Source organism: Tellurirhabdus bombi (genome assembly GCF_021484805.1).
Lineage (GTDB): Bacteria > Bacteroidota > Bacteroidia > Cytophagales > Spirosomataceae > Tellurirhabdus > Tellurirhabdus bombi.
In genome coordinates this window covers 2,474,987-2,499,430 of the sequence record NZ_CP090557.1, presented here as the reverse complement: position 1 = coordinate 2,499,430, position 24,444 = coordinate 2,474,987, and the positions used below count along the sequence as shown (strand labels likewise).

Genomic DNA, 24,444 nt, shown 5'->3' with positions numbered 1-24,444 from the left:
ACTGTTGACATATCAACAATGCATCTATATAAAAAATCAACTCTCTAGCACGCCAGAGATTTTGCTTAAAACTTTGAGTAATGAAGCGATCTCTTCAGTTGTTAGCTGACTTGTCACCTCTTCATCCATCCGTTTGGCCGTTTCAATCACTTTATTGATAATGGCTTTCCCTGCCGGCGTGAGTTGGATCAGGTTCTTGCGTCGATCGACACTATCGGGTGTTATCCGCAGATAGCCGTCTCGCTCTAAAGTGCGAATTGAGCGCTGTATGCCCGATTTATCACGCTGAAGCATGTTGGCAATATCTTGCTGCGACAATAATTCCTCCGTTGAACAATTCACTACAAAAAGAATTGGTAATTGTTCCAATTGAAGTGAAAAACCTGATTTAGTTAACTCCCGATTCGCTTTGCGGGCAAACGTGTGCGAGACCTGGTTGATGTTGAACACAACCAACTGTCCCATCTGATTAAATATTTTCTCCTTTATGTTCTGCTCCACTGTCGATATCATGGTCACAAATGTAAAGCTTGTTGATATATCAACCAATTTTTTCTGTATTAAGTTTTCTATATTGTGAAAATGATAGGGATTTCCTCCATGAACGGTTTGGAACCTATTCTAACCGGCAAGCTTTACTTAGAATAAAGCCCAAAACTTATTCTCTCATAAATGAGTTGTAGAGTAATCATTCTAATCTTCCTTTAATCTCCAATTGGTACTTCGAAAAAAATATACGTAATTGCTTACGTAATTAGTAACGTTAGTGCTAACATAGTAATGAACAAAGATTTTATTGACGAAATGGAAGAATTAGGCATCACTAGTCGGCTAAGACGGGTAAGCGATGCCATGTCTCACGCGGCTAATTCCTTTTATAAGGGCACAGGAATTGATTTTGAAGCCCGCTGGTTTAGTGTGTTTTATCTTATTGCCAGCAAAGGGCCAATGGGGGTTACCGAAATTGCCGACTTGTTAAGCATTACGCACCCCGCCGTTATTCAGGTAACTAAAGAACTGGAAAACCGTAACCTCATTAGTTCAACCGCCTGCGTGAAAGACTGTCGGAAACGATTACTGGCCATCACCGCAGAAGGGCAGGAACGGATTCAGCAGATCAAACCCTTGATTAACGCTTTTCGGGAGGTGAATCAGCAACTGCTGAATGCGCAATCCTGCAACCTGCTGCTGGCGCTCCGGGAATTTGAAGACCAGCTGGAGACTAAAAGCTATTCAAGACGTTTGCAAGAAGTTCTGACCCACTCTCTTTAATCATCCCCTAACTAAACGATAGCTATCCAATTTACACATCCATGAAACGAATCTTTTACCTGGCCGCTCTGGTGATAAGCGCTCTCCCGCTTTCCACTTTCGCCCAGGCAGTTCCTGATTCCGTCCTGCAACAGGCTACGCTCGATAATTGTATCCAGTATGCCTTGAAAAATCAGCCGGTAATTCGGCAATCCGTCATTGACGAAGCCATTGCCGACCGAACTGTCAAAAGTCGCCTTTCGGCCTGGTATCCACAGATTGGTGGTGCTTACAACCTGCAACACTATCTTCAGTTGCCCGTGACCATCCTGCCGGATTTTACCAATCCGAACTCGGACGTACGGCGGGCCGTCACTACGGGGGTGCCTAATACATCCAGCGTGCAGTTTTCATTTAGCCAGAATATCTTTAACCGGGACGTTTTGCTGGCGAGCCGGACGGGAAGCCTTGTCCGACTACAATCCGGCCAGGTGACGACCAGTAATAAAATCGATCTGGTAGTTAATGTGAGCAAGGCTTATTACGATGTTTTGTTAACGCAAAAACAGGTAGAAATCCTGAATTCCAACATCGTTCGGCTACAACGGAGTTTGCAAGATGCTACCAACCAGTACAAAAGCGGTATTGTTGACAAAACCGACTACCAGCGGGCTACCATTGCGCTGAATACGACGCGGGCGCAGCATAAGCAGTATGTAGAACAGGTTGGCTCTAAATACGAATACCTGAAGCAACTGATGAACTATCCAATTAGTCAGAAGTTGCCGCTTGAATTTGATACGCTGCAACTGGCGCGGGAGGTTGCCTTCGATACACTACAAGGTTTGAATCTGGAAAATCGCATTGAATACCAGCAACTACAAACCCAACGCCAATTGCTTCAGGCCAATGTACGCTATAATCGCTGGGCTTACCTGCCGTCGCTCTCGGCCTTTGGAAACTACAATCTAGTGTTTCAGAACACGGAATTTACGAAACTTTACAGCCAGCGCTTTCCAAATTCGCTGATTGGGGTAACGCTGGCGCTGCCTATTTTCCAGGGTGGCCGCCGCGTCCAGGAAGTGCGGATTGCGGAGCTACAGCTTCAGCGCTCGCAATGGGATGTTACCGCCCTGAAAAATGGCGTTAATTCGGAATACGCGCAGGCCTTGGCTAATTACAAAGGCAACCTGGCTAACCTGAATGCTTTGCAGGAAAACGTGGAGCTGGCACAGGATGTGTACCGTATCATCAGTCTTCAGTACCGCTCAGGAGTCAAAGCTTACCTGGACGTTGTTATTTCGGAATCTGACCTGCGGGCGGCGCAATTGTCGCATCTGAATGCCCTCTACCAGACGCTGAGCAGCAAGCTGGATGTCCAACGAGCATTAGGAACTATTCAATTTTAATACAATTAACTAGTTGAAACTATGAAAAGCGCACCAGGCTTGTCCGAAGTTGCGATATTATCTCTTCTAACGTTGGCGGCCTGCGGAGGCGGCGAACAGAAAGCTGAACAAAAAGCACCACCTCCAACGCCGGTTGCCGTTTATACGGTACAGCGGGAGAACGCTACCTATTATGACCAGTTTCCGGCTACGGTTACTCCTCTAAACGAAGTTGAGATACGTCCTCAGGTGGCCGGATACATTACAGGAATTTTCTTTACCGATGGTCAAAAGGTTTCGAAAGGCCAGAAGCTTTACGAAATTGATCGTCAGCAATATAAAGCTACTTATGATCAGGCTGTTGCCAATCTGAACGCCGCTCAGGCCAATCAGAACCGAGCGCAGAAAGACGCGGATCGGTACAATACCCTGGCGAAGCAGGACGCCATTGCGCGGCAGGTTCTCGATAATGCCGAAGCCGAGCTTCAGTCGACCAAAATGCAGGTCGAAGCAGCCAAAGCCAACGTACGACTGGTTGAGACGAATTTGCGGTATTCCACCATTTACGCTCCTTTTGCAGGCACGATTGGCATTTCGCAGGCTCGTTTAGGGGCAGCCGTGGTTCCAGGATCGACGTTGCTGAATACCATTTCGACCAACAATCCGATGGCGGTTGATATTCAGGTCGACGAAAAACAGATTTCGCGTTTTGCGGCCCTTAATGAGCGCAAACAAACGCCGCGTGATTCTGTTTTTACCCTGCTTCTGCCGGATGGTAGCGTGTATCCGCAAATCGGTTCTATCGGCATTATTGACCGGGCCGTTGATCCGCAAACCGGAACAATTCGCATTCGGATGGTTTTCCCCAATCCGCAAGACCGTTTGAAAGCGGGCTTGAGTGGAACCGCCCGCATTAAAAACAATACGGGTACGCCGCAACTGCTGATTCCGTACAAAGCGGTGACCGAGCAAATGAGTGAATATTTTGTCTTTGTGGCGGATAGCAACAAAGTGTCACAACGGAAAATCACGCTGGGACAACGCATTGCGGACAAAGTGGTGATTAAAGAGGGCCTCCGCGAAAATGAGGTTATCGTGACGGAGGGTATCCAGAAACTGAAAGAAGGTTCGCCGATCCAGGTTGCACCCAATCCTAACGCTGGACAACAAGTTGGTGCACGGTAAACAATAACGTACCTACAGGCAGAAACTGTAGCGCCTGCTAAGGCGATTTATGGCGACTTCTGTACGTACACACCCAATTAAAAAAAGGATATGATTGCCGATATATTCATCAAAAGGCCGGTTACTGCAATTGTTATCTCAATTGTTATTTTACTGGTGGGGGTACTGGCCATATTGAATCTACCGATTAGCCAATATCCCAATATTACGCCGCCTGTCGTTCAGGTCACCGGAACCTACACCGGGGCGGATGCGCAAACGGTGGAGCAAACCGTTGCAACCCCTATTGAAACCCAGGTGAACGGTACACCGGGCATGAGCTACCTCCAGAGCAACAGTACCAGCGATGGCCGGATGAGCATGAACGTTACCTTCGACGTAGGGACGAACGTGGACATTGCCGCCCTGGACGTGCAAAACCGGGTTAGCATTGCCCAGCCCCAACTACCGGAAGAAGTTAGCCGCCTCGGTCTGACCGTTCGGAAACGGAATCCCAGCCTTTTCATGCTGGTGGCACTTTATTCCCCCAATGGTACGCACAACGTATCGTTTATGGATAACTACGCCAACATTTTCATCAAAGATGCCTTGCTGCGGGTTAAAGGAGTTGGCGATATTTTTAGCCGCGCCGACGACTTTAGTATGCGTATCTGGCTGAAACCCGACAAGTTAGCACAGTTTGGCCTGACGTCTGCCGAGGTAATTGCCGCCTTACAGGAGCAAAACCTTCAGGTAGCCGCCGGTTCAGTCGGTGCGCCACCCCAGCAGTCGGTGCAGGCGTTTGAGTTTTCGGTATTTACCAACAGCCGCCTTAGCTCGGAAGAGGAATTTCGGAACATTGTCGTTCGCACGAAGCCTTCGGCGGGTTCGGTTATTTACCTCAAAGACGTGGCCCGGGTGCAACTCGGAAAGTTTTCGTACGCCAGCAACTCGTTTGTCGATGGAAAAAGAGCGTCTTACCTGCTGCTTTACCAATTACCGGGCAGTAACGCCCTGACTACCGCGGAGGGCGTCTACGCCGCCATGGAAGAGCTGAAAAAAACCTTCCCGAAAGACATCGATTACGTCGTTCCGTTTGAGTCGGTTTCGGTAGTCGAGGTGTCGATTGACGAAGTAATTCATACGCTGGTTGAAGCACTCGGACTCGTTATTCTGGTGGTCTTTTTGTTCCTGCAAAGCTGGCGGGCAACGCTTATTCCGATCCTGGCCATTCCGGTTTCGATTCTGGGAACATTTGCCTTTTTCATTCCGCTTGGTTTTACGATCAACACGTTGACCATGTTTGGTTTTGTTCTCGCCATTGGGATTGTGGTGGATGACGCCATTGTGGTGGTTGAGGCCGTGCAGCACTACATGGACACGCAGGGTCTATCGGCCAAGGAAGCTACCCAGAAAGCCATGAAAGACATTTCCGGGCCGGTTATTGCCATTGCCTTGATTCTGGCGGCGGTATTTGTCCCGGTTGGATTTATTCCCGGTATTGTCGGGCGGCTCTATCAGCAGTTTGCCATCACCATCGCGATTTCGGTGTTGATTTCGGCCTTCGTGGCCTTGTCGCTAACCCCGGCCTTGTGTTCGTTGCTGTTGAAGCCCATGCACCTGGACGAAAAATCGAAAGGACTGAACAAGTTCTTTTATAAGTTCAATAAGTGGTTTGAACGGACCGCCAGCTCCTACACGAATGGCGTACGAAGAACCATCAAGGCAACGCCGTATGCGCTGGTCTTTCTGGTGTGTATTTTCGTTGGCACTGGGCTTTTGTTCAAGGCTAAACCCACGGGCTTTATTCCGGGTGAAGATGAGGGTCGTTTGTTCATTACCTACGAAATACCGGAAGCTTCGTCCAGCACCCGCAGTTTGGAAGTGCTGAATAGCATCATGAAGATCCTCAAGGAAGAGCCTTATGTGAATCACTTTGCCGCCTTGGGAGGTCTGAACGCTATTACTTTTGCGTCTAAATCCAACAGCGGTACGGTCTTTACGCAGCTAAAACCCTGGGCCGAGCGGAAGGATCCTTCCATGCAGTTGGAGGCTATTATTCCGCGCCTCCAGCAACGGTTTGCCTCCATCAAGGAAGCCAACGTAGTTGTGGTGTCACCTCCGCCAATTCCGGGCTTGGGGCAGACGGCCGGTTTTACGTTCCAGATTGAGCAACGCGAAACCAACGACGACATCAAAGCCTTCGAAAAGGTGGTGCAGAACTTCCTGGCCGAAGTCAACAAGCGTCCCGAAATCGCCCGCGCCTTTACGTATTTTACGGCCAAGACGCCCGCCTTCCGGGTTGATGTTGACCGGGATAAGGCCAAAAAGCTAGGGATCAACGTGAATGACGTTTACCGAACGATGCAGACTTATCTGGGTAGCGTATACGTTAATGACTTCATTGTCTATGGCCGTAAATTCCGGGTCGTTGCCCAGGCAGATACGCTGTATCGAAACGACATTAGCCAGCTCGGTCAGTATTACGTCCGAAACCAGCAGGGAAACATGCTGCCACTAAGCACGGTAATTACGACGAAACAGATTGAAAATGCGCCGCTTATTTCGCACTACAACCTGTTCAAATCTGTAGAAATTAACGGGAGTCCTAAACCGGGTTACAGTAGTGGACAGGCCATTGACGCCCTGCGGGAAGTAGCCGCTGATGTGCTACCGGCGGGTTACGGTTATGATTTCTCCGGTTTGAGTCGCGAGGAAATTAGCTCAGGCGACAGTACAATCTACATTTTTGGTTTGTCTATTCTGTTCGTCTTTTTGTTCCTGGCTGCGCTCTACGAGAGCTGGTCGGTTCCTTTCTCCGTTATGTTGTCGGTGCCGATTGGGGCTTTTGGGGCCATCCTGGCGCTTTATTTCCTGCCGAAATTAACTAACAACGTATACGCTCAGATTGGTTTGATTACACTGATTGGTCTGGCGGCCAAAAACGCCATTCTGATTGTGGAGTTTGCTAAAGAACGCGTGGACAGCGGGGAGGATGTTTTGAAGGCAACTCTGGAAGCGGTTAACCTGCGTTTACGGCCGATTATCATGACCTCACTGGCCTTTATTTTAGGGGTACTTCCGCTGGCATTTGCCCAGGGAGCCGGGGCCGTTGCGCGTCAAACGCTTGGCTGGACCGTAATTGGAGGTATGCTGGCGGCCACTTCACTGGCCATTTTCATCGTTCCGGTGTTGTATGTAGGCATTACCAAGCTCGCTTATGGCAAAAAAGGTCTGGCGAAAATGAAAAAGCAAAAGCCAGAAGAAGCCGAAGCTTAGCTAAAATAAAATAGATTCATCAAGACGTCACAGAATACGCTAAATAAGAAGCGGTGTTTCTGTGACGTCTTTGCATTATAGCCTAATAGTAAATTTCGGCAACGGCGTTAAAGTTTTTCTTAACTTCGTTACCGATTTCCCATTGTAACAACACAACAAATACGAATGAAGTCCCTGGTACGCGCGCTTCCCAGCTTGATTACTTTTATTTGCCTCAGCAGTTTTCTCTCCCCCCTACAGACAATCGACCGCTTATCGGCCCAAATGACAACCCGCCAGGTTCAGCAGGGTAAATCAGTCACCATCAAGGGAGAGCTTTTCTACCAGCGCAACGGCAACATGATCACGCATTTTTCTTACCCCAAAGAAGTTATTATTCTGGCTAATAAACTGGGCGAAACGCGTATCTACGATCCGAAAGCCAACGCTGTTATGCGGTTTCAAAACGCCATGTTTGGCACCCAAACAACCCAACTAGCGTATTTTCTAACGGGCAGTACGGCGGATATGGGCTTGAATAATATTGGTTTTGTTCAGGAAAAAGTATCGAACAATAAAGGGCTGCTGGTTACGGACTGGAAGCCTAAGGTTGCGGATAAAAAAACGCTGATTCAACGCGTGCGGGTGGTTTATAACGGTACTAATCCGATTTACATGCATTACACCGACGCGAACCAGAAAATCATTCGCAAAGTCTATTATTCGGGTTACCAAACCGTTGGTGAGCGGCCTTTCCCCACATCTACGACTGAAATTATGTACGAAAAGGGGGACTCGACGGTCTCCAAGACAACCTATTCCAACTTTCAGGTCAACCAGCAGGCCAACAGCTCTTACTTCAATTACACCATTCCGGCCAGCGCCAAAATTCAGCAGCCATGATAAAAAGAATGTATCTCCTTTTCATCGGCTGTCTGCTCGCTTTCTCGGGATATAGTCAGACAAGCCAGCAGGACTGGGCACTGGTAGCCGGTAAAGATTTTCATTCCGAGGAGCTTACTTATTACAACCGAGCGGGTAACGACGACAAAGCCCTGCAAAACCGCCGCCAAAGCTGGCTGGCCCAATACAACCCTGTTTCTCTCGCTTTTAAAGGAGCTTTGTTAGGGTATCAGCGACTCATGTCCCAGCAGTTAGCACGGTCTTGTCCCTACGAGATTACCTGCTCGAATTTCAGCAAACAGTCCATCCAACAATTCGGCATTGTGAAAGGCGTTTTCCTGAGTGCGGACCGCATCATGCGCTGCAACCGCATTGGGTTGCTGGATGTCCACCCTCTCAGTATCAACCCGCAAAACGGCACCATTGTCGACTCGCCGAGCCAGTATCAATGAAGGGTTTACAGGTCTATTTTTTAGGGTTTGCCATAGGCGTCAATATGCTTATGGCCGGTCACTTATCGGCTCAGCATACCGAGTTAGTACCCTCCGATTCGGCGTCTATGCCGGAGGAGAATTTCACGCATGAGCTTCGTTTTGCCCAATATCTCACCGATAAAGATGCTTTTGAGGAAGCCATTTTTGTGCTCTCAAACCTTAATTCGCTGACACTTACGGTGCCGCAGCGGGATTCGTTGCGGTATAGTCTCGGCTGGAATGCCTACAGTGCCAAACAGCTTGGACTAGCAAGCCGTAGTTTACTGACGGTTTCCTCTCAGTCGCCGTATTACCTGAAATCGCAGTTTTTTGGTAATTATAGCCGGGCTTTTCAAGGCCAAACTGACTCGGCTTACGCTGCACTTAATCAGTTAACGGTTCCCGACGCGACCCTAAACGAATTGAAAGCGGTGGAACTGGCCGGAATTTCGCTCTTGAAACGGGATTACGACGCTTTCAATCAGCATCGCCAGGGTTTTACCTACGCTTCGTACGCACTCTCCACAGAAGAGAAACGCATGGATGACTATGCCCACAAGCTTCAATCCTTCAAACGTAAATCGCCCGTATTGGCCGGTTTATACAGCGCCGTTGTTCCGGGGCTGGGCAAGATCTACGCCGGAAAAAAAAGACAGGGAATTGCTTCCCTCCTGCCTATCCTGTCGATGGGCCTGTTAACCTACGAAGGCCTGCGGAAAGATGGTGTTAAAAGTGCCCGTTTTATTAGCTTCGGTACGTTGTTTACGGTCTTTTATGTCGGGAATATCTGGGGCAGCGTCCTATCTGTGAAAATCAAACGCAACGAGTTTAACCGCGAGTATGACAACAAGATTCTGTTTGATATGCATATTCCTATGCGTAACCTGTTTCAGTAAGGCACAAACCCGTTGGCTGGCACGAGCGGATTCGCTGCTGGCCCAAAAAGCCTATTTTGAAGCGTCGGTTGCTTATGAGCGTGTGCTTTTTAACAACGCAAGTCCGCAAATTAACTTTCAGGCGGCGCTGGGAAAAACGCAGTGCCTGAAACAACAAAGTCTGTTTGCCAACGCCGTTACGTTCCTGAGTGGGCAACTGGCGGCAGCTTATCCCGATAGTTTGTCGTATCGGTTGCGCTACGAACAAATTCTCTGCGCTTATCTGGCTGGGCAGTTCGAAAATACGTTGTCCACTATTCAGCAATTGACGTATCTGTATCCTGACCAGTCTGCACCGCCCCTTGTGTCTGTCATTCAGATTCTTTCCTTAAATGAGTTGCAGCGCTGGCCCGAAGCCAGTGCCGCTTACCAGCAATTACTGACCTGGCAAGGCATTGATACCACGCAACACCAGCCTTATCAGCAATTACCCAAACTAAAGAGTCAAAAAAAAGCGCAGTGGCTATCTACTTTTTTGCCGGGTGGCGGACAGTTTTACGCGGGTAAACCGGGCGAAGCGTTGCTAAGCATCGCCGTACAGGGAGCGGGTCTTTATTTTGGAATTACCAGTTTTCTGCAAGGCTACTATATCTCAGCCTGGGGCATCGGCGCGGGCCTTTTTGGATCATTTCACATGGGCGGTGTCCGGCGGGCGGAGGTCCTGGTTCAACAGCATAACCAGAAGAAAATCAAATCGTTCAACGAACAGGTTAAAGCCCAGCTCCTCGAAACTGTACACCCATGAAAAAGCCCGGCAGATGACTCCGCCGGGCTTTTTCATTTGAAGCAATTTTATATCCAGCTCTCTCGGTAGCCAAAGACTAGTTTGCCCACATAAAGAACTTCGGGTTATCGATATAAGGAGCCAGATTGTCGTTGTTGATAATCAGAACGATTAAGTCAACCAAGGGCACGATACCGAAAATACCACCGCAAGTCAGAATATAACCTACCCAAGTCAGCGTTTGCGTTCCCAGATATAAACGGTGAATCCCTAAATAACCAACAAATAGGTTCAGCAAAAGGGCTGGGGCAAATTCTTTCGCCTGCACTTTTTTAGCATCACTTAATCCTGATGTCGTTTGCTGGCCTAAGGCCATACTTCCATCAATCGCGGCTAAACTAACGTCTGTGCTCTGCGTAAATAATTGTTCAACTTGCTGATCGTTTACCAGGTACGCTTCGGCGGGGGTTTCAGTAGCAAAAGCAGTGAAGCTACCTACGGTAAGCATCAATAGTAAAAAAAGCTTTTTCATGGAAAAAAAGATGGGTTAAAAATCAGCCTTAAAGATAAAGGTCTTTTCTAAATCCATCCTACAAAAGCCGGCAAACAGCTTCCAGAATTAACTATTCGGCAAGATTTCGGCCTAAAGTTGGCTCTAGACGAGATTGCCAAAAAAAACAGGCTCAGCGACAAATGCCGTTGAGCCTGTTTTTACGCTTGTTGTGGTCTAAATAAATACCTGGTATTGAAGCGTCAGCGACCCCCGTCGTCCAGCCTGCTCCAATGCGTTCCCAGTAGCGCCGAAAATCGGACGATTCTGATAATCTAGGGTCAGTTTAGAATTATGTCCGCGAATTAACCAGTTTACCCCAACGTTGTAAACCCCCATTGATTTAGTCAAGCGCTGGTAGTCGGCTATCTGCGCGGATACGTACGGCATTAAGAGTCCATTTCCGTTCAGCAAGTTCTGAGGCAACAGGTAACCCGCTTGCGCATACCAGACACTACCGGTCCCAAACATGGGAAAACTATTTCCCTGCGTGCCTGACAGTCCGGTTAAGGGTTGCGTTGTGCCGCTGCCGGGATTCATGCTTCCATTGTAACGCAGGTAATTAGAACCGTAATTTGTGTTAAAATAACCTAGATAGGCCGATATGGCCGACCCTTTAGCAGCGTTGAGCGGCATATCCAGATAAGCCGCCAAGGACCACAAATTCATATTTTGATACAGCGTGTCGGCTCCTTCCTGTCGCCACATCGCAGCTTTCTGCGTGATAAACCCACCTTCAATATTGAATACTTTCTTCTTACCCAGATACGTTCCGGTCATGTATCCCGGCGTAACGTGGCTTTCTTTATCGAAAAACTGGTACAAAAATAATCCCTGATACTGCTTTGTATGGCCTTTCTGCGCGAAGGTGGCGTTTGACGACAAGGCGGGCGGCACGGCCCCATTCGTGGCAATTGGGAACGGATCACTGATAGCTACGCGGTAATCAATCGGTCCAACCTGACCACGGGCATACAGACTTAATTTTCGGCTAAATTCATCCGTTTGATCCACGGTTGCCTGCGCGAAAACTGGCACATCCATGGTCATGATTGAACTAACACTGGGGGCCGAGAACCGCGATAGACCGTTGACAATGGTTAGACCGCCACCAATTTTGAGGTAATCCTTGTTCTTAAAAACCGTGTATTCTCCCACGGCGTCATGGAAGAAGGCCTGTATTTTTCGGTTGGAAGGCGTACCAGCGGTATTGTAACCCGGAAAAGCGCTCAGGTAATTAAAGTTATTCATCCCGAACTGAAGATAGATCATCGTGCGGTCATTGATTTGGCCGTACATCTGGATGCGGGTACGGCGCAACCCAATATCAAAGGTCTGGTCTTTTGGCTCGCCGATAACCGTTGTTCCCGGATTGCTTTGGTTCTGACGCAACCAGATCTGGTTCAGGAAAGTAACTTTAAAAAAATGGGTTCCTGATTCGTTCAGATTATACTTAAGTTCATTTTTATCGCCTGCTGGCACAATGGGCTTCTTCTGAGTTTGTTCCGCTACCGGAACCAAAGAATCAGACCGCATGGATGGTTTTTGCTGGCTAAATGCCATTCCATTGACCAACAAAGCAGTTGCAATAAATAAATATCTCATGGGTGTCGAGTTAAAACAATGCCGAATAACGGCAAAAAAAAGACACTCGCTATGCAAGTGTCTTTTTTGTTTCCCAATTATTAACGCTCCGTCCATTCGCAGTCGGGTTGCAGCCATTCCTGACCCGGATCGATAGGCGCTCCATCCGGTGGAGCCAGCGCCGTTCCCGCAGGAATTGTTTCTGGACTGTTTTCGTATTGATTAATTAACCAGCTTAGGTAATCGGTATTGGTTCCGGCATAGCTTTTTATGCGCATAATCGCGTTGTGCGTTGCCAAGCGGACGCCCCCATCAACCTCTTTATCAACAGCGAGTTGCATCAATTGTTCCAACACTTTCTGCTGCACCATCCGGCGAATTTCACCCGCGTAGCTTTTGTCATTTTTCTGGGCGTTATAGGCTTGGCTCTGTCCGTACGTAGCCAGAAGTAACTTGTCTAGAACCTGCGCATACGTGGGCAAATTGCCTGCGGCAAAACCCTGCCGTACCAGTCGGGCACTGCGTTCAGGGTTCAGCAGCAACCGCAACGTCATGCCTGCCGCCGCTTCGGGTGGTCCCAGCGGGTCGAACGTCAGGCCTGTGCGCCGCTTGAAAACTTCGCGCGGGTTGGGACCGAAGCGGTAAGGGCGCGGCGGTATTAGCTTTAGAACCGCATCCGGAACGGCTAAAAACTGCGGGTCCAGCGTTGTCAGTAACGTGGTTAAGGCTTTGTTTTGCTCAGCCGCCGGAACGGGCGCTAAGGCAACCTGGCCATCACCCCGCAACGCGTTCGAATAGCTCATTCCTCCAATCACTTTTGCGGCACCTTCTACCTGGTAGCGGTGGAACATATACATTGGCACGAACACTTCTTCAATCGTGGCCATTGGCGTTCCGGCGGGAATTTTCTTTTCGTTGAAGTTACCCATTACCAGTTTTCGTACCTGCATGACGCGCTGAAGTTCTTCGGTGGCGTTGCTCCCGTTGTCCCACAAGTGCGTTTCCGGGTGAACGCTGCCTTCGGGCCGGGCATCCTGATCGGTCAGGAAAGTCAAGCCTTTGGCGTGCATTTGCTGAACAATCTTGTTCAATTCCTGCTTCTCGTTAGCTCCTTTCGGGAAGTCTTGGTAGCCCCAAATGATCGACCATTTATCATAATCGCCAATCTCTTTCGTATAGGCGTCCGACAAATCGATGCTGGCTCCTTTAATTTTAGCTACCATCGTTGGGTAGTCCATCACCGAGGCCCGATTTTGCGTACTGGCAATGTAATTATGGGGTAATCCCAGCGTATGCCCTACTTCGTGCGCCGCTAACTGCCGCAGCCGAGCCAGCGACATACCCATCATTTCGTTCACGTGGGACGAATCGTTATCAAAATTACCCACCAGACCTTGTGCAATCAGGTAGTCCTGACGGACCCGCAATGAACCCAGCGTTACTTTCCCTTTGATGATTTCCCCCGTGCGCGGATCGATGAGGCTAGCGCCGTACGACCATCCCCGCGTTGATCGATGCACCCACTGAATAACGTTGTACCGGGCATCCATCGGATCGGCATCGGCAGGTAGCAATTTTACCTGAAAAGCGTTCCGGTAGCCCGCCGCTTCGTACGCTTGATTCCACCACGCTGTTCCTTCCATCAAAGCCGAGCGAATGGGTTCGGGTGTGCCCGGATCCAGGTAATAAATGATTGGTTTTACGGGATCACTCACCGCTGCCGATGGGTCTTTCTTTTCCAGACGGTGCCGAGCAATGTAACGCTTTGTAATGGGCTGGCTAACGGGTGTGGCGTAATCAAAGTATTCGATTCCGTTGTAACCAACGCGGGGGTCAAATTCACGCTTCTTGAAACCCGGCCCCGGCAACTGCACAAAAGAATGGTGCTGACGCACCGTTACTGCCGACGGCGTTGGAACTACCTGACGCAAATACCCACCCGGGCTGTCACCAGTTAGCGTAATGGTTACTTCAAATTCTGTGTTCTGCGGAAAATTTTTGGTTCGGGGCAGGTAAATAGCACAACGCGATGGATCCAGTTTAAAAGCCCCCTGCTTGGCCCGGCTAATATCCTGAATAGCACCAACGGCATCTTGCATGAGCATGGGCGTTAAGTCAACCAGTGTTCTGCTGCCTTCTTCCGCCGCAATTTCAAAACCCCACAAAACCGATTCGGCGAAGGATTCAGCGACCGCCCGACGCTCCAGCGAATCATTGGTAATGGCGCGGTAGCGGTAATTAGGTTCAACCATCAGCACTTTTGAGCCGCTGCGCTTGAAACTAACAATGTGCTCGTCGCCGAGACGCCCTCGGTCTAGTCCAATATCATTTGACCCAACTCCCTGAGCTAACGTTGGATAATAAAGAATTTCCGTATCGAACTTGTCAATTTCCAGGTAGATTTTCCCTTTCTTCGCATCCCAGTAAAAAGGAAGATAGCCCGCCTGCTTTTGCATTCCCGATGTGAAAGCAGCGATGGTTTGCGCTTGAGAAAGAACCGGATGAGCGACAAAAAATAAACTGTAAAAAATGAAGAGTAAGCCGATGAAGGTAGATGTTGGGTTACGCATAGGTTTCCTTTGTTTATCACTTAAAGCTACACAAAAAGTGATTTCCTGCGTTTAACCCGCACAGCCTTCCATTAATTTGCGCATTTTGTATTATAAACTCTCCACAAATTACAGTTTTGGAAAGCCTATTCAAGCAAAAATCGTTAAGCTACAGCCTGATAAGCTACAACCTAACGATTTTTGACCGACAATTTCCGAGCTTATTTCAACTCAAAAGTCACTTTGACCTGTGCAGGGATGACAATTTTTTGGGGAAACTCAAAAAGGTTACCGCTATCGGCAGCACTCTTCCCGGCCCGAAGCGACTCGCTGGCAAAAGCCATGGCTACCGGATAGCGACGTCCCAGCGCGGGGTCCGTTTCTTCCGTATCGCGCACGCTTAATACGCCACCCAATGTTCGGCCCGATGCTTTGGCCATCGTTTCGGCTTTGGCACGAGCGACTTCAATGGCTTTTTCCAGCACTTTGTTTTTATTATCGTCTTCCTTCGTCGAACTGAAGGAGGCACTGAAGTTATTGAAACCGCCGCCGATCAAGGTCAATTGCAGTTCTGGATAACGTTTCAGGTCGTTCAGTTTGAAGATAATCTGCTGGTCTGTACCTACTTCTTCCCGACGGCGGCCATCCGGACCGTAGAGGTCTACGTTTTTATGCACATTCAACAAGGAATAGACAATGTCTTTGTCGTCAATTTTAAAATCTTTCAGTAGTTGTACTAATCTTTTTTCGGCGGCTCGGTGCCCTTCGTAGGCCTTTTTGGCATCGGTTGGATCCGTAAAGCGTAGGTTTACCTGCACCCGAACCTGATCGGCGGGCAACTCAAGCGTTGCGTCACCTAGTACCACAATTCTATTCGTTGGTAAATCGGGGGTCGTTGTCTGGGCCTGTGTCATGGTGCTTAAGCCGAATAACATTACTAAAGCAAACAATTTGTTTTGCATAATTCTTAAGAGTTAATGTCCCTGAACCTTTTCAAGGCGGTTGTTAAACCTTAGACCGCTTAAGTAGGCATAGCGTTTAAAGCCAGCTAAAATATTCTGCTTTAACAAAAAAAGCCCCGACTCTCGCCGGGGCTCACACTCTAAAAAGAAAGGTATTTTTATTTATTCTGTCCAGCGATAAGACCAAAGAACTGATCTAGTTTTGGCGTCAAAATAATTTCTGTGCGACGATTCACGCGGCGACCAGCAGAAGTTGTGTTGTCATCTTTTGGTTCAAATTCGCCACGACCGCCAGCCGTCAGACGCTCCGGACGAACCGCAAATTTAGATTGCAGTACCCGCACGACCGAAGTAGCACGCATAACGCTCAAGTCCCAGTTGTCTTTCAGGTAGTCCGTTGAAATCGGGTAAACATCCGTGTGGCCCTGTACCAATACGTCCAGTTCCTTGTGGTCATTTACTACCTGTGCTACTTTGCCCAAAATCAGCTCAGCAGGCTTGTTGACTTCATACCGACCCACTGGAAAGAGCAGTTTATCCGCGATAGAGACGTAAACAACGCCTTTTTTCACTTCTACCTGTACGTCCTGGTCGTTTACATCAGCCAACGAACGTTTCAGATTCATAACCAATGCCAGGTTAATTGAATCTTTTCGTTGTACCGACTGGTTCAGGTTATTCACGTATTTCGTTTGCTCATTCAGCGTCTCCAGTGATTTCCGGATGCTTTCTGCTCCCGATTTACTCACGATTGACAAATCAGACAAACGATCAAGCAGATTCGTGTTGGTTTTTTTCATGTAATCCAACTGATTCTGTAAATCAGCAAGCTGGCTGTTTCTGCTTTGCAAATCGGTATCCTTTGTACCTAATTGTGTACGCAGATCAGCCATCAGTTTATCACAGTCTGCAACAGCTTTCGAACGGGCAGCTTCTAACTCGACAATTTTTGCTTGTGCCTCAGTGAATTTCTTTTTGCTTGCGCACGAAGAGGTCAACATTGATAGCACAGCAAGAGATAACAGGATTTTTTTCATACGCTTTGTAGGCGGGTAGAGAGTTGTATAGGATAAGGAAACAGCTTGCAAGTTACAACTGTCTGGTGAATTCCTCAATTATAAAACCACATTTCCCGCTTATTGACTTTATTATTAAAGACGTATGAATCCTAATTTTAGTATGTAAATCGTAAAACTATCCCAAGTTGACCGGCTGTAATGTTGACTTTTCTTCTGTTTTAGGAACCTTCCCAAGTGCATGAATTATCATTATTACGGCATACTCCAACCGCATCCATCCACTTTCCGACGTCAGGTTTATGCCCATCATAGACCGATTTTTTTTGGACAAAATAGTCAGGTAGGTCATTGAACCGACCAGCAAGGCAGCCATCGTTTTTTTATCTACCCCTTCAGGAAGTGCGATTTTTGTTGTGATGGAAGTCAGCACTTCGTCCAATGCCTTTCTTGTTGCCTCGTTCACGGAATTATCCTCCGCGCTGATGTTCTTTAGTAACTGATAAGCCGGTGGACTCTGCCGAATGTGTCGATACGTATTCAATAAGTCTGCACTGCTCATTCTCTCATCTCCGCACAAGTTGTCGTTTTTCTGCTCCGTCTGACCCGGTATGAAAACTCCCCCTTCCCGGATATAATGAGCCAACAAAGTCTCCAAATTCCCGAAATAGCGATAAATAAGTACTTTGCTGACTCCCGCTTCTTCGGCGATTCGGTTAATTCCCAGTTCCTCCACACCTTTCTCGGAAATTATTTTTGCGACTGCGTTGAGAATGTTCTGGATCGTGTTGGCTTTATTTCGTCGCCTTACAGGATTACAAATGGCATTTTTCATAGATAGAGACGTTTCTTTTAGTTACTAAGTGCTTAATAAAGTATCTAAACATACCTTATAGACCTTTCTCTGGCAAAAAAAGCTAAACCTATTTTGTCATTTGACACACAAAATACATGATTTGATACAAACTAAGGAGCGCTTCATTACTCGTTACCTGGCCAAATCACTATGAAAGTTATCCTGCGAGTTTCTCCATAGTTACAATAGGTTTATCCGTTCTTTGGACATTTTTTAACGAACATTCGTTCTCGCGATTATAACTATACCCATTGTCTGACAAAGGCCAAAGCATGGGTGCCAAAAACAGCGTTGTTGCTTTAAATCCCTGCACTGTTGCAGCCATATTACCCGTTCCTTTGGAAAGATCGGCCTCATTTTCCATCTCAAACGGACCTGTAAAGCCCCGCTCTTTGAGCACATCGCAAAATGCTCGCCAGTCATGGCTATCTGAGCCACCAAAGCCCGGCATCAGGCATTCGTAGTTTTGCCGCGCCCACTCGTGCTCGGGTAGTGGCACACCCGCCCGAGTAGCCAGATCGGCATCAAGCGTTTGCATCGAATACATGCCACCCCAGTAGGTACGTGCTTTGTTGTGTTTATTCCGCGTTGCTTTCACATGAATCCGCTTTAGGCGCGTCATATCCGTTTCCCGAATGACCTCAACGGGATCGGTATGCTGCCAGACATCATGGGACGGATCGTAAATTTCCCCGTGGTTTGGACTTGGAATAAGTTCATAGATCAATTTGCGGGCGGCAAGTACCCCGGTCAGGTTGTTGAAGGTTCCCGTATACGTTGTCGGACGCCAGCCTTCCATTGGGCAGTTTTCGTAGAGAATGGAGACGCCCAAATCTTCGGCATACTTAATAATGGGCTCAAACACCTTTACGTATTCATCCAGATTTTTTTGAAAACCTCCCTCCTGGTTGCCCAATTCGTGGTTGTAGCCCACAAAGGTTCCTACTTTTACGTCGTTCTCGTCACCTCCGAGCAGGTAGGCCATGCGAATAAGGCGTAACAAGTGGTTTTGATTATTGCGCCGCTGAACCGGATCCCCACCAATCAGGTTTTCAAAAGCACCAATCGACAGTTTTAGTCCATGCTTATTAAATTGATCAAGCAGGCGGCTCGCTGAATCGGGGGTAAAGTTCTCGTAATCAAGGTGCGTCGCAATGTGGTCGCTTCGGGTCCCATCGCGACGAAACACACACAAGTCGATGCCTTGCGCACCAATTTCAACCGTTTTTTCAATAAGCTGGTCAAGGGTAAGCGTGGGGAAAGCAGAGCTCATCACCCAAATAGGATTGTTCATGCTGTTTTCTTTTAAAAAATACAGAATAGACTTCTACCCCTAAATACACCTTTAGGGCAAGCCGGGAATTTGCAGTAGTTGATTGGGATTGGGACAAATAGACAGAAACTTTGCCCGGTCAGATAGCGAACAAACGCCCGGAAAATCGCCTTTTAATCCCAGCATATCAGTCATGAGCTGAAAATGCAGGTGTGGCGGCCAATCGCCATTTTCGGGAAAAGGGCCAATTTCGGCTACTTTCTCCCCCGATTTAATGCGTTTGCCTTCGTAAAGTCCGGCTAACGATTCCCGGTTTAGATGGCCGTAGAGCGAGTAAAGCGGTTTTCCTTTCACTTCGTGCTCCAGAATAATGGTCGGACCGTAATCGCCAAAATTGGCATTATCCTGAAAGCTGTGCACGAAGCCATCGAGCGGAGCAAGCACAGGCATTCCCGCTTCTGCCCAAAGGTCAATACCTAGATGAATCACCCTTGGCTCTCGCGCTCCATCCGCTTCTGTCTGCTGAAAATGAGGACTTCGGCGGTAAATAACCCGGTGTTCGTTATAGCCACCTACGCCGACCCGAGCGCCCGCTTTACGCAGCTTATCAAATACATAGCGGTCGAAAGCGCTCGTATCCGTTAGCTCCAAGGTATTGAGGTCAGGATTTTTCTCCGTGAAGTCAAGAATAAGGTACGGGTCTTTGGTAAAGTCAATGGGTAAAATCATCTGAACTGAAATTCCGCGGATTGAATAATTGAAGCGATCTAGTTACAAAAAAATAGCCAATCATTCAATCCACGGCGTTGGACCTAAGCTTTTTGATTGGGGCCGCCAGCGCGGATTTCCTCATTCGCAAATTCGGCATACTGCTCAAAATTCTCCTCGAATAGCTTAGCCAGGTAAGTAGCCTTTTCATCGTAAGCCGCCTGGTCTTTCCAGGTTTCGCGCGGGCTCAAGGCCTCCGACGGCACATCAGGACAGGATTTTGGCATCGCAATGCCAAAAATAGCGTGACTCTGGTATTCCACTTTGGCCAGTTCTCCGTTTAGCGCGGCGGTGATCATAGCCCGCGTGTATGCGAGTTTAATCCGCTCTCCTTCACCATGCGGACCGCCCGTCCAGCCGGTATTAATCAGCCAAACCGACGTTTCTGATTCCGTCATTTTCTCGCCCAGCATTTCAGCGTATTTTGTTGGATGAAGGGGCAGGAAAGCTTCTCCAAAGCAAGGCGAAAACGTCGCTTTAGGCTCTGTGACACCCACTTCCGTACCCGCCACTTTGGCAGTGTAACCGGATAAGAAGTGATACATCGCTTGTCCTTTCGTCAATTTGGAAATCGGCGGCAAAACACCAAAGGCATCGGCGGTCAAAAAGAAGATGTTTCTGGGTACGCCACCCACGGAAGGTTCGCGCGCATTATCGATAAAATGAATTGGGTAAGCCACCCGGGTGTTTTCCGTTTTGGAGCCATCTTCATAATTAATGGTTCGGGTTTCGGGGAAGAATTTTGTATTTTCAACAATGGCTCCATAACGAATGGCGCGGTAGATTTCAGGCTCTTTTTCTTCCGTCAGGTCGATCACTTTTGCGTAGCAACCGCCTTCAAAATTGAACACGCCTTCCTTGGCCCAGCCGTGCTCGTCGTCGCCGATCAGTTGGCGGTTTGGATCGGCAGATAGGGTTGTCTTTCCGGTACCCGACAGGCCAAAGAACACAGCCGTATCTTCTTCCGTTTCTCCAACATTGGCCGAGGCGTGCATCGAAAGGATTTGACGCTCAATGGGCAGTTTGAAATTCAACACGGAGAAAATACCTTTTTTCATCTCGCCCGAATAAGCCGTACCACCGATTAGAATGGTATTCTTTGTCAGATTCAGGATGGAAAAATTCTCCGCTTCGGTGCCATCTTCAGCCGGGTTCGCCTTAAACTCCGGGATACAGATAATGGTAAAGTCCGGGCTAAAGCTGGCCAGTTCCTCTTCGGACGGCCTTAGGAACATGGTATGACAAAACAGATTGTGCCAGGCCAGGGTATTGATTATGCGTACATTAAGTCTGTATTCTGGATTAGCCCCAGCAAATGCATCCCGCACGTAAATCCGCTTATCGACTAGAAAATCCAGCATTTTTTGCGCTAGCTTGTCAAATTTCTCAGGGTCGAAAGGGAAATTGATGTCCCCCCACCAAACGTGCTCTTCCGTTGTTTTGTCCTTGACGATAAAGCGGTCTTTAGGACTCCGACCGGTGAACGCTCCGGTATCGACAACGAGTGCACCCGTGTCGGCCAGTTGGCCTTCACCGTTCAGAATAGCGTGTTCAATCAGTTCTGCCGGGTGCAAATTTTTAAATTGTTCGGCAGCTTTTAGGGTCGTTTCAGAAGAAGCACCTTTTTGCTTCTCGACAGTTTTGGCGTCGGTTATCATGCTGGTTTCTATCTGTTTATTTTTATAAACTAAATGAAACCGCTTTTGGATTAAGAGATCAATCGCCAGCGTCCTGAATGGCTCCCTCTTGCCTCATTTCCGGCACATCCGTTCCTGGCTTTTAACTTAATGAACTGGATTTGTATCTTTACAAACACGTTTATCGTTCTTAACCAAATTTTCTATTGTTAAAATAAATTCAGCAACTAAATCATCTGAATGGAAACAACTACTTCGAACCCCGCTTCTTCATCTGGGCACCCACCGGGACTTTATGTTCTCTTTTTCACCGAAATGTGGGAACGATTCAGTTACTACGGAATGCGGGCCATTCTGATTTTATTTCTGCTGGACAAGGTACGCGGCGGCATGGGACTCTCCGAGTCGGAAAGTGGCGCCATTTATGGCTTATATGTGTCTTCGGTATACTTGCTTTCGCTCCCTGGCGGCTGGCTGGCTGACAATATTCTAGGTCAACGAAAAGCGATCTGGTACGGTGGAATTACAATCATGCTTGGCCATATAGTACTGGCTATCCCGGCGGGGCAGGGCATCTTTTTCTCGGGTCTGGCCCTTGTCGCGCTGGGAACCGGACTTTTGAAACCCAACATCAGCTCGATTGTCAGTGAATTATACCCGGAAGGGGGCGCTCGGCGGGATGCCGCGTTTTCTATTTTTTACATGGGTATTAACATGGGCTCCTTCCTAGGACAGTTTGTTGTTAGCTATCTAGGCGAGAAAGTGAGCTGGCACACAGGCTTTGGCGCTGCAGCAATAGCCATGTTTTTGGGTTTGGTTGCCTACCGCACGCTCGGCCCTAAATACTTACAAGACAAAGGCATGTATCCCAAGGCCAAGGAGAAAGTAGCCACTGAAAACCAACCCCCTAGTAACCAAAAACTTAGTCTGGCATTAATCGTTATCACCATAGCGTTTATCGCGTTTCTGAGCTTTACCGGGACCATTAATTTGTCAACGGCTACCGGCATTGCCCAGGCAATGGGGATTATTATTCCTGCTATTACGGTGATTTATTTCGTCAATATTCTCGTAGCGGGCGGCCTGACGACGGTTGAGAAAAAACGCGTCGGGGTATTGATGATTTTCTTCCTGGGAGCGGCTTTATTCTGGTCAGGTTTTGAACAGGCAGGATCATCGTTGACCATTTTTGCTGACCGTTACACCCAACGTGATTTGGGCGGTTGGGTCATTCCGGCGGGCTGGTTTCAAAATTTTAATCCAGCCTACATCCTGATTTTTGCCGCACCTTTGGCTTCACTCTGGATTTTTCTGGCTAAACGTAACCTAAACCCCGCTACACCGATCAAATTTGGAATCGGGATTATTCTGATGGGCTTAGGCTTCCTGATTATGGTTTTTGCTGCCAATGTGGTCGTGGGAAGTTTACCGGAAGTTGCCAAGGTTTCGGGCGGTTACCTGATCTTCACGTACATGCTTCATACACTCGGCGAGTTATGTTTAAGCCCGGTTGGTCTAAGCGTTTACACGAAACTGGCCCCTAAACAGTACCTAAGCCAATTAATGGGTATCTGGTTTGTTGCGGCTTCCTTTGGCAACCTGATTGCAGGACTTTTTGCCGGTGGTTTCGACGCCGAAAACGTACAGCAAATGCCTGACCTCTTCATGAACGTCGTTAAGTTTGCACTGATTACCGGTGTATTGTTTATCGTACTGGCCAAACCCATTAAAAAATGGATGGGCGGTATTGAATAGTTTTCAAAATGGAAAAAGGAGCTAGTCAGGCTCCTTTTTCCGTTATATTTACCCACCTGCTTTCTTCGCTTTGTAGCCCTTTCCAGTTAGCCAGGCCAGCACTTTATCGCGGTGGTCACCCTGAATCAAAATCTCCCCTTCCTTCGCGGAGCCGCCCGTTCCGCAGGCGTTTTTCAGACTCTTTCCTAAATCAGATAAATCGGCTTCTGTGCCTACAAATCCCTGAACAGCCGTTACGACTTTCCCGCCCCCTTTGCGATCAAGCCAGATTTTCAGGTTTTGCTGGGCAGGTGGTAAGGTTTCGGACTGAGGTTCTTCGTCCGAATTGTATTGAAAATCGGGGTTTGTTGAGTAGACAACACCCGTACGGTTTTTCTTGCTCATCGTTAATTTTTAAATCTAGCTTAAAGAATAACCAGCAGACTTGACGGAACAACTTTTACGCTTATGCTATCCGTCTTTAATTCTATCGGCTCCCCATCGATATGAATCGATAACGGTTTTTCCCCTTTTATGGTTAGGGTCTGAAAACGATTCGTCACTACATGAGGCGACTGGTCTAGTGTTTTGTTGAACAAACGCCAGGCTAGCTTTCCAATCACCTGCTTCGGAAAAGGTTTCAACTGGCAGAGATCCAGCCAGCCGTCGGCAATGTTGGCTTTGGGCGCAATCCAGGCGTTATTGCCAAATTGACCTGCGTTGGCCACCGTCAATGAAAATAGGGTTTGCTCTTCTCCATTGATCCAATACCGCTCGGGTTGGTATCGCCAGAAAGCGCCGTAAGCCACGCGCAGGTAGCTCATTAGCCCTCGTATTGGCTGTTTGGCAAACAAATGGGCAACGTGCGCTTCAAAGCCGGTTCCTGCGGCACAGAAGAAGGTATGCTCGTTTAGCAGGCCGCTGTCAATTAGTACGGGCTTTCCATTCACCGCGCGTTGAATTGCCTGCCGGGGTTGCAAAGGGACACCCAGGTGCCGCGCTAATCCGTTTCCTGAGCCAAGCGGCACAATACCCAGGGCAGTCGGGCGGTGAAGAAGTGCCGAGGCCGTTTCATTAATCGTTCCGTCGCCTCCGATAGCCAGGACACGACTCATCCCCGCCTGCACGGCGCTCCTGGACAGCTCCGTTGCATGGCCTGCTCGCTCCGTTAGCACAGCTTCCGGCGTAAAACCCGCTTCTTTAGCCTGCTTGATCGCGTAATCAATCAGCTGTTTTTTAGCTCCAATGGAAGCTGTTCCTGAAAGAGGATTTACCAGTATGAGTAGGTCGGTGCGCGCCACAATCAGGAAAAAAAGACAAAGAGCAGAACGATGAAAATAACAATAAAGACGTAATACCACCCATCGGAGAATATGTATGGTTTGTATTCTTTGTAAAATTCACGAATTCGTTTCATCG

Annotated in this window: 21 protein-coding genes; 9 read left to right on the top strand and 12 right to left on the bottom strand. The window is 48.2% G+C overall.

Going from position 1 to position 24,444, the window contains the following annotated elements; all coding sequences use genetic code 11:
* Positions 1 to 36: 36 nt before the first annotated feature.
* Complete coding sequence (locus L0Y31_RS10575; RefSeq protein ID WP_234733033.1) at positions 37 to 513, bottom strand: MarR family winged helix-turn-helix transcriptional regulator; 477 nt, start codon at positions 511 to 513, stop codon at positions 37 to 39.
* 267 nt (positions 514 to 780) lie between these two features.
* Here L0Y31_RS10575 and L0Y31_RS10570 point away from each other — a divergent pair, with 267 nt between their 5' ends.
* The 8 genes from L0Y31_RS10570 (at position 781) to L0Y31_RS10535 (ending at position 10,117) form a co-directional block, all read left to right on the top strand.
* A complete protein-coding gene (locus L0Y31_RS10570; RefSeq protein WP_234733032.1) occupies positions 781 to 1,272 on the top strand; it encodes a MarR family winged helix-turn-helix transcriptional regulator in 492 nt (163 codons plus the stop codon).
* A 41-nt stretch (positions 1,273 to 1,313) separates the two neighbouring features.
* Positions 1,314 to 2,660 (top strand): TolC family protein, encoded by a 1,347-nt coding sequence (locus tag L0Y31_RS10565; RefSeq protein WP_234733031.1) that lies wholly within the window; start codon positions 1,314 to 1,316, stop codon positions 2,658 to 2,660.
* Between the two features lie 21 nt (positions 2,661 to 2,681).
* Complete coding sequence (locus L0Y31_RS10560) at positions 2,682 to 3,824, top strand: efflux RND transporter periplasmic adaptor subunit (RefSeq protein ID WP_234733030.1); 1,143 nt, start codon at positions 2,682 to 2,684, stop codon at positions 3,822 to 3,824.
* Positions 3,825 to 3,914: 90 nt separating this feature from the next.
* On the top strand, positions 3,915 to 7,082 hold the full coding sequence (locus tag L0Y31_RS10555; RefSeq protein WP_234733029.1) for an efflux RND transporter permease subunit: 3,168 nt from the start codon (positions 3,915 to 3,917) through the stop codon (positions 7,080 to 7,082).
* A 165-nt stretch (positions 7,083 to 7,247) separates the two neighbouring features.
* The gene (locus L0Y31_RS10550; RefSeq protein WP_234733028.1) at positions 7,248 to 7,964 is read left to right on the top strand and encodes a LolA family protein; all 717 of its coding nucleotides are present in this window, start codon (positions 7,248 to 7,250) and stop codon (positions 7,962 to 7,964) included.
* 8 nt (positions 7,965 to 7,972) lie between these two features.
* Positions 7,973 to 8,416 carry a membrane protein insertion efficiency factor YidD gene (gene yidD, locus L0Y31_RS10545; RefSeq protein WP_234733027.1) on the top strand — a complete coding sequence of 148 codons (444 nt, stop codon included), beginning with the start codon at positions 7,973 to 7,975 and terminating at the stop codon, positions 8,414 to 8,416.
* Positions 8,413 to 9,333 carry a hypothetical protein gene (locus L0Y31_RS10540; RefSeq protein ID WP_234733026.1) on the top strand — a complete coding sequence of 307 codons (921 nt, stop codon included), beginning with the start codon at positions 8,413 to 8,415 and terminating at the stop codon, positions 9,331 to 9,333. The genes yidD and L0Y31_RS10540 overlap by 4 nt, the downstream gene beginning before the upstream one ends.
* The gene (locus tag L0Y31_RS10535) at positions 9,296 to 10,117 is read left to right on the top strand and encodes a tetratricopeptide repeat protein (protein WP_234733025.1); all 822 of its coding nucleotides are present in this window, start codon (positions 9,296 to 9,298) and stop codon (positions 10,115 to 10,117) included. The genes L0Y31_RS10540 and L0Y31_RS10535 overlap by 38 nt, the downstream gene beginning before the upstream one ends.
* A gap of 76 nt (positions 10,118 to 10,193) precedes the next feature.
* Here the strand turns inward: L0Y31_RS10535 and L0Y31_RS10530 are convergent, their stop codons facing one another.
* The 9 genes from L0Y31_RS10530 to pckA form a co-directional block, all read right to left on the bottom strand.
* Positions 10,194 to 10,628, bottom strand: a complete 435-nt coding sequence (locus tag L0Y31_RS10530; protein ID WP_234733024.1) for a TM2 domain-containing protein — start codon at positions 10,626 to 10,628, stop codon at positions 10,194 to 10,196.
* Positions 10,629 to 10,823: 195 nt separating this feature from the next.
* The gene (locus tag L0Y31_RS10525) at positions 10,824 to 12,251 is read right to left on the bottom strand and encodes a hypothetical protein (RefSeq protein ID WP_234733023.1); all 1,428 of its coding nucleotides are present in this window, start codon (positions 12,249 to 12,251) and stop codon (positions 10,824 to 10,826) included.
* 80 nt (positions 12,252 to 12,331) lie between these two features.
* Positions 12,332 to 14,800 (bottom strand): zinc-dependent metalloprotease, encoded by a 2,469-nt coding sequence (locus L0Y31_RS10520; RefSeq protein ID WP_234733022.1) that lies wholly within the window; start codon positions 14,798 to 14,800, stop codon positions 12,332 to 12,334.
* Positions 14,801 to 15,000: 200 nt separating this feature from the next.
* Positions 15,001 to 15,741, bottom strand: coding sequence for an SIMPL domain-containing protein (locus L0Y31_RS10515; protein ID WP_234733021.1), 741 nt, complete (start codon positions 15,739 to 15,741; stop codon positions 15,001 to 15,003).
* A gap of 158 nt (positions 15,742 to 15,899) precedes the next feature.
* A complete protein-coding gene (locus L0Y31_RS10510; protein WP_310587079.1) occupies positions 15,900 to 16,778 on the bottom strand; it encodes an OmpA/MotB family protein in 879 nt (292 codons plus the stop codon).
* A gap of 157 nt (positions 16,779 to 16,935) precedes the next feature.
* Entirely contained in the window at positions 16,936 to 17,592 is a 657-nt protein-coding gene (locus L0Y31_RS10505; RefSeq protein WP_234733019.1) for a TetR/AcrR family transcriptional regulator, read from the bottom strand.
* A 178-nt stretch (positions 17,593 to 17,770) separates the two neighbouring features.
* Complete coding sequence (locus tag L0Y31_RS10500) at positions 17,771 to 18,907, bottom strand: sugar phosphate isomerase/epimerase family protein (RefSeq protein WP_234733018.1); 1,137 nt, start codon at positions 18,905 to 18,907, stop codon at positions 17,771 to 17,773.
* 51 nt (positions 18,908 to 18,958) lie between these two features.
* Positions 18,959 to 19,615 (bottom strand): peptidoglycan DD-metalloendopeptidase family protein, encoded by a 657-nt coding sequence (locus L0Y31_RS10495; protein WP_234733017.1) that lies wholly within the window; start codon positions 19,613 to 19,615, stop codon positions 18,959 to 18,961.
* A gap of 83 nt (positions 19,616 to 19,698) precedes the next feature.
* Complete coding sequence (gene pckA / locus L0Y31_RS10490) at positions 19,699 to 21,312, bottom strand: phosphoenolpyruvate carboxykinase (ATP) (RefSeq protein WP_234733016.1); 1,614 nt, start codon at positions 21,310 to 21,312, stop codon at positions 19,699 to 19,701.
* A gap of 219 nt (positions 21,313 to 21,531) precedes the next feature.
* Here pckA and L0Y31_RS10485 point away from each other — a divergent pair, with 219 nt between their 5' ends.
* Positions 21,532 to 23,046, top strand: coding sequence for a peptide MFS transporter (locus L0Y31_RS10485; protein ID WP_234733015.1), 1,515 nt, complete (start codon positions 21,532 to 21,534; stop codon positions 23,044 to 23,046).
* Between the two features lie 48 nt (positions 23,047 to 23,094).
* Here the strand turns inward: L0Y31_RS10485 and L0Y31_RS10480 are convergent, their stop codons facing one another.
* Together L0Y31_RS10480 and L0Y31_RS10475 are read right to left on the bottom strand one after the other, a co-directional pair.
* Positions 23,095 to 23,430, bottom strand: coding sequence for a translation initiation factor (locus L0Y31_RS10480; RefSeq protein WP_234733014.1), 336 nt, complete (start codon positions 23,428 to 23,430; stop codon positions 23,095 to 23,097).
* Between the two features lie 20 nt (positions 23,431 to 23,450).
* Entirely contained in the window at positions 23,451 to 24,326 is an 876-nt protein-coding gene (locus L0Y31_RS10475) for a diacylglycerol/lipid kinase family protein (protein WP_310587078.1), read from the bottom strand.
* Positions 24,327 to 24,444 lie beyond the last annotated feature (118 nt).

Coding starts and splice junctions, on each gene's coding strand:
- L0Y31_RS10480 (WP_234733014.1), bottom strand. CDS start 23,430: ATGAGCAAGAAAAACCGTACGGGTGTTGTCTACTCAACAAACCCCGAT.
- L0Y31_RS10575 (WP_234733033.1), bottom strand. CDS start 513: ATGATATCGACAGTGGAGCAGAACATAAAGGAGAAAATATTTAATCAG.
- L0Y31_RS10550 (WP_234733028.1), top strand. CDS start 7,248: ATGAAGTCCCTGGTACGCGCGCTTCCCAGCTTGATTACTTTTATTTGC.
- L0Y31_RS10555 (WP_234733029.1), top strand. CDS start 3,915: ATGATTGCCGATATATTCATCAAAAGGCCGGTTACTGCAATTGTTATC.
- yidD (WP_234733027.1), top strand. CDS start 7,973: ATGTATCTCCTTTTCATCGGCTGTCTGCTCGCTTTCTCGGGATATAGT.
- pckA (WP_234733016.1), bottom strand. CDS start 21,312: ATGATAACCGACGCCAAAACTGTCGAGAAGCAAAAAGGTGCTTCTTCT.
- L0Y31_RS10570 (WP_234733032.1), top strand. CDS start 781: ATGAACAAAGATTTTATTGACGAAATGGAAGAATTAGGCATCACTAGT.
- L0Y31_RS10495 (WP_234733017.1), bottom strand. CDS start 19,615: ATGATTTTACCCATTGACTTTACCAAAGACCCGTACCTTATTCTTGAC.
- L0Y31_RS10565 (WP_234733031.1), top strand. CDS start 1,314: ATGAAACGAATCTTTTACCTGGCCGCTCTGGTGATAAGCGCTCTCCCG.
- L0Y31_RS10485 (WP_234733015.1), top strand. CDS start 21,532: ATGGAAACAACTACTTCGAACCCCGCTTCTTCATCTGGGCACCCACCG.
- L0Y31_RS10525 (WP_234733023.1), bottom strand. CDS start 12,251: ATGAGATATTTATTTATTGCAACTGCTTTGTTGGTCAATGGAATGGCA.
- L0Y31_RS10530 (WP_234733024.1), bottom strand. CDS start 10,628: ATGAAAAAGCTTTTTTTACTATTGATGCTTACCGTAGGTAGCTTCACT.
- L0Y31_RS10510 (WP_310587079.1), bottom strand. CDS start 16,778: ATGAAAAAAATCCTGTTATCTCTTGCTGTGCTATCAATGTTGACCTCT.
- L0Y31_RS10560 (WP_234733030.1), top strand. CDS start 2,682: ATGAAAAGCGCACCAGGCTTGTCCGAAGTTGCGATATTATCTCTTCTA.
- L0Y31_RS10520 (WP_234733022.1), bottom strand. CDS start 14,800: ATGCGTAACCCAACATCTACCTTCATCGGCTTACTCTTCATTTTTTAC.
- L0Y31_RS10515 (WP_234733021.1), bottom strand. CDS start 15,741: ATGCAAAACAAATTGTTTGCTTTAGTAATGTTATTCGGCTTAAGCACC.
- L0Y31_RS10540 (WP_234733026.1), top strand. CDS start 8,413: ATGAAGGGTTTACAGGTCTATTTTTTAGGGTTTGCCATAGGCGTCAAT.
- L0Y31_RS10500 (WP_234733018.1), bottom strand. CDS start 18,907: ATGAACAATCCTATTTGGGTGATGAGCTCTGCTTTCCCCACGCTTACC.
- L0Y31_RS10505 (WP_234733019.1), bottom strand. CDS start 17,592: ATGAAAAATGCCATTTGTAATCCTGTAAGGCGACGAAATAAAGCCAAC.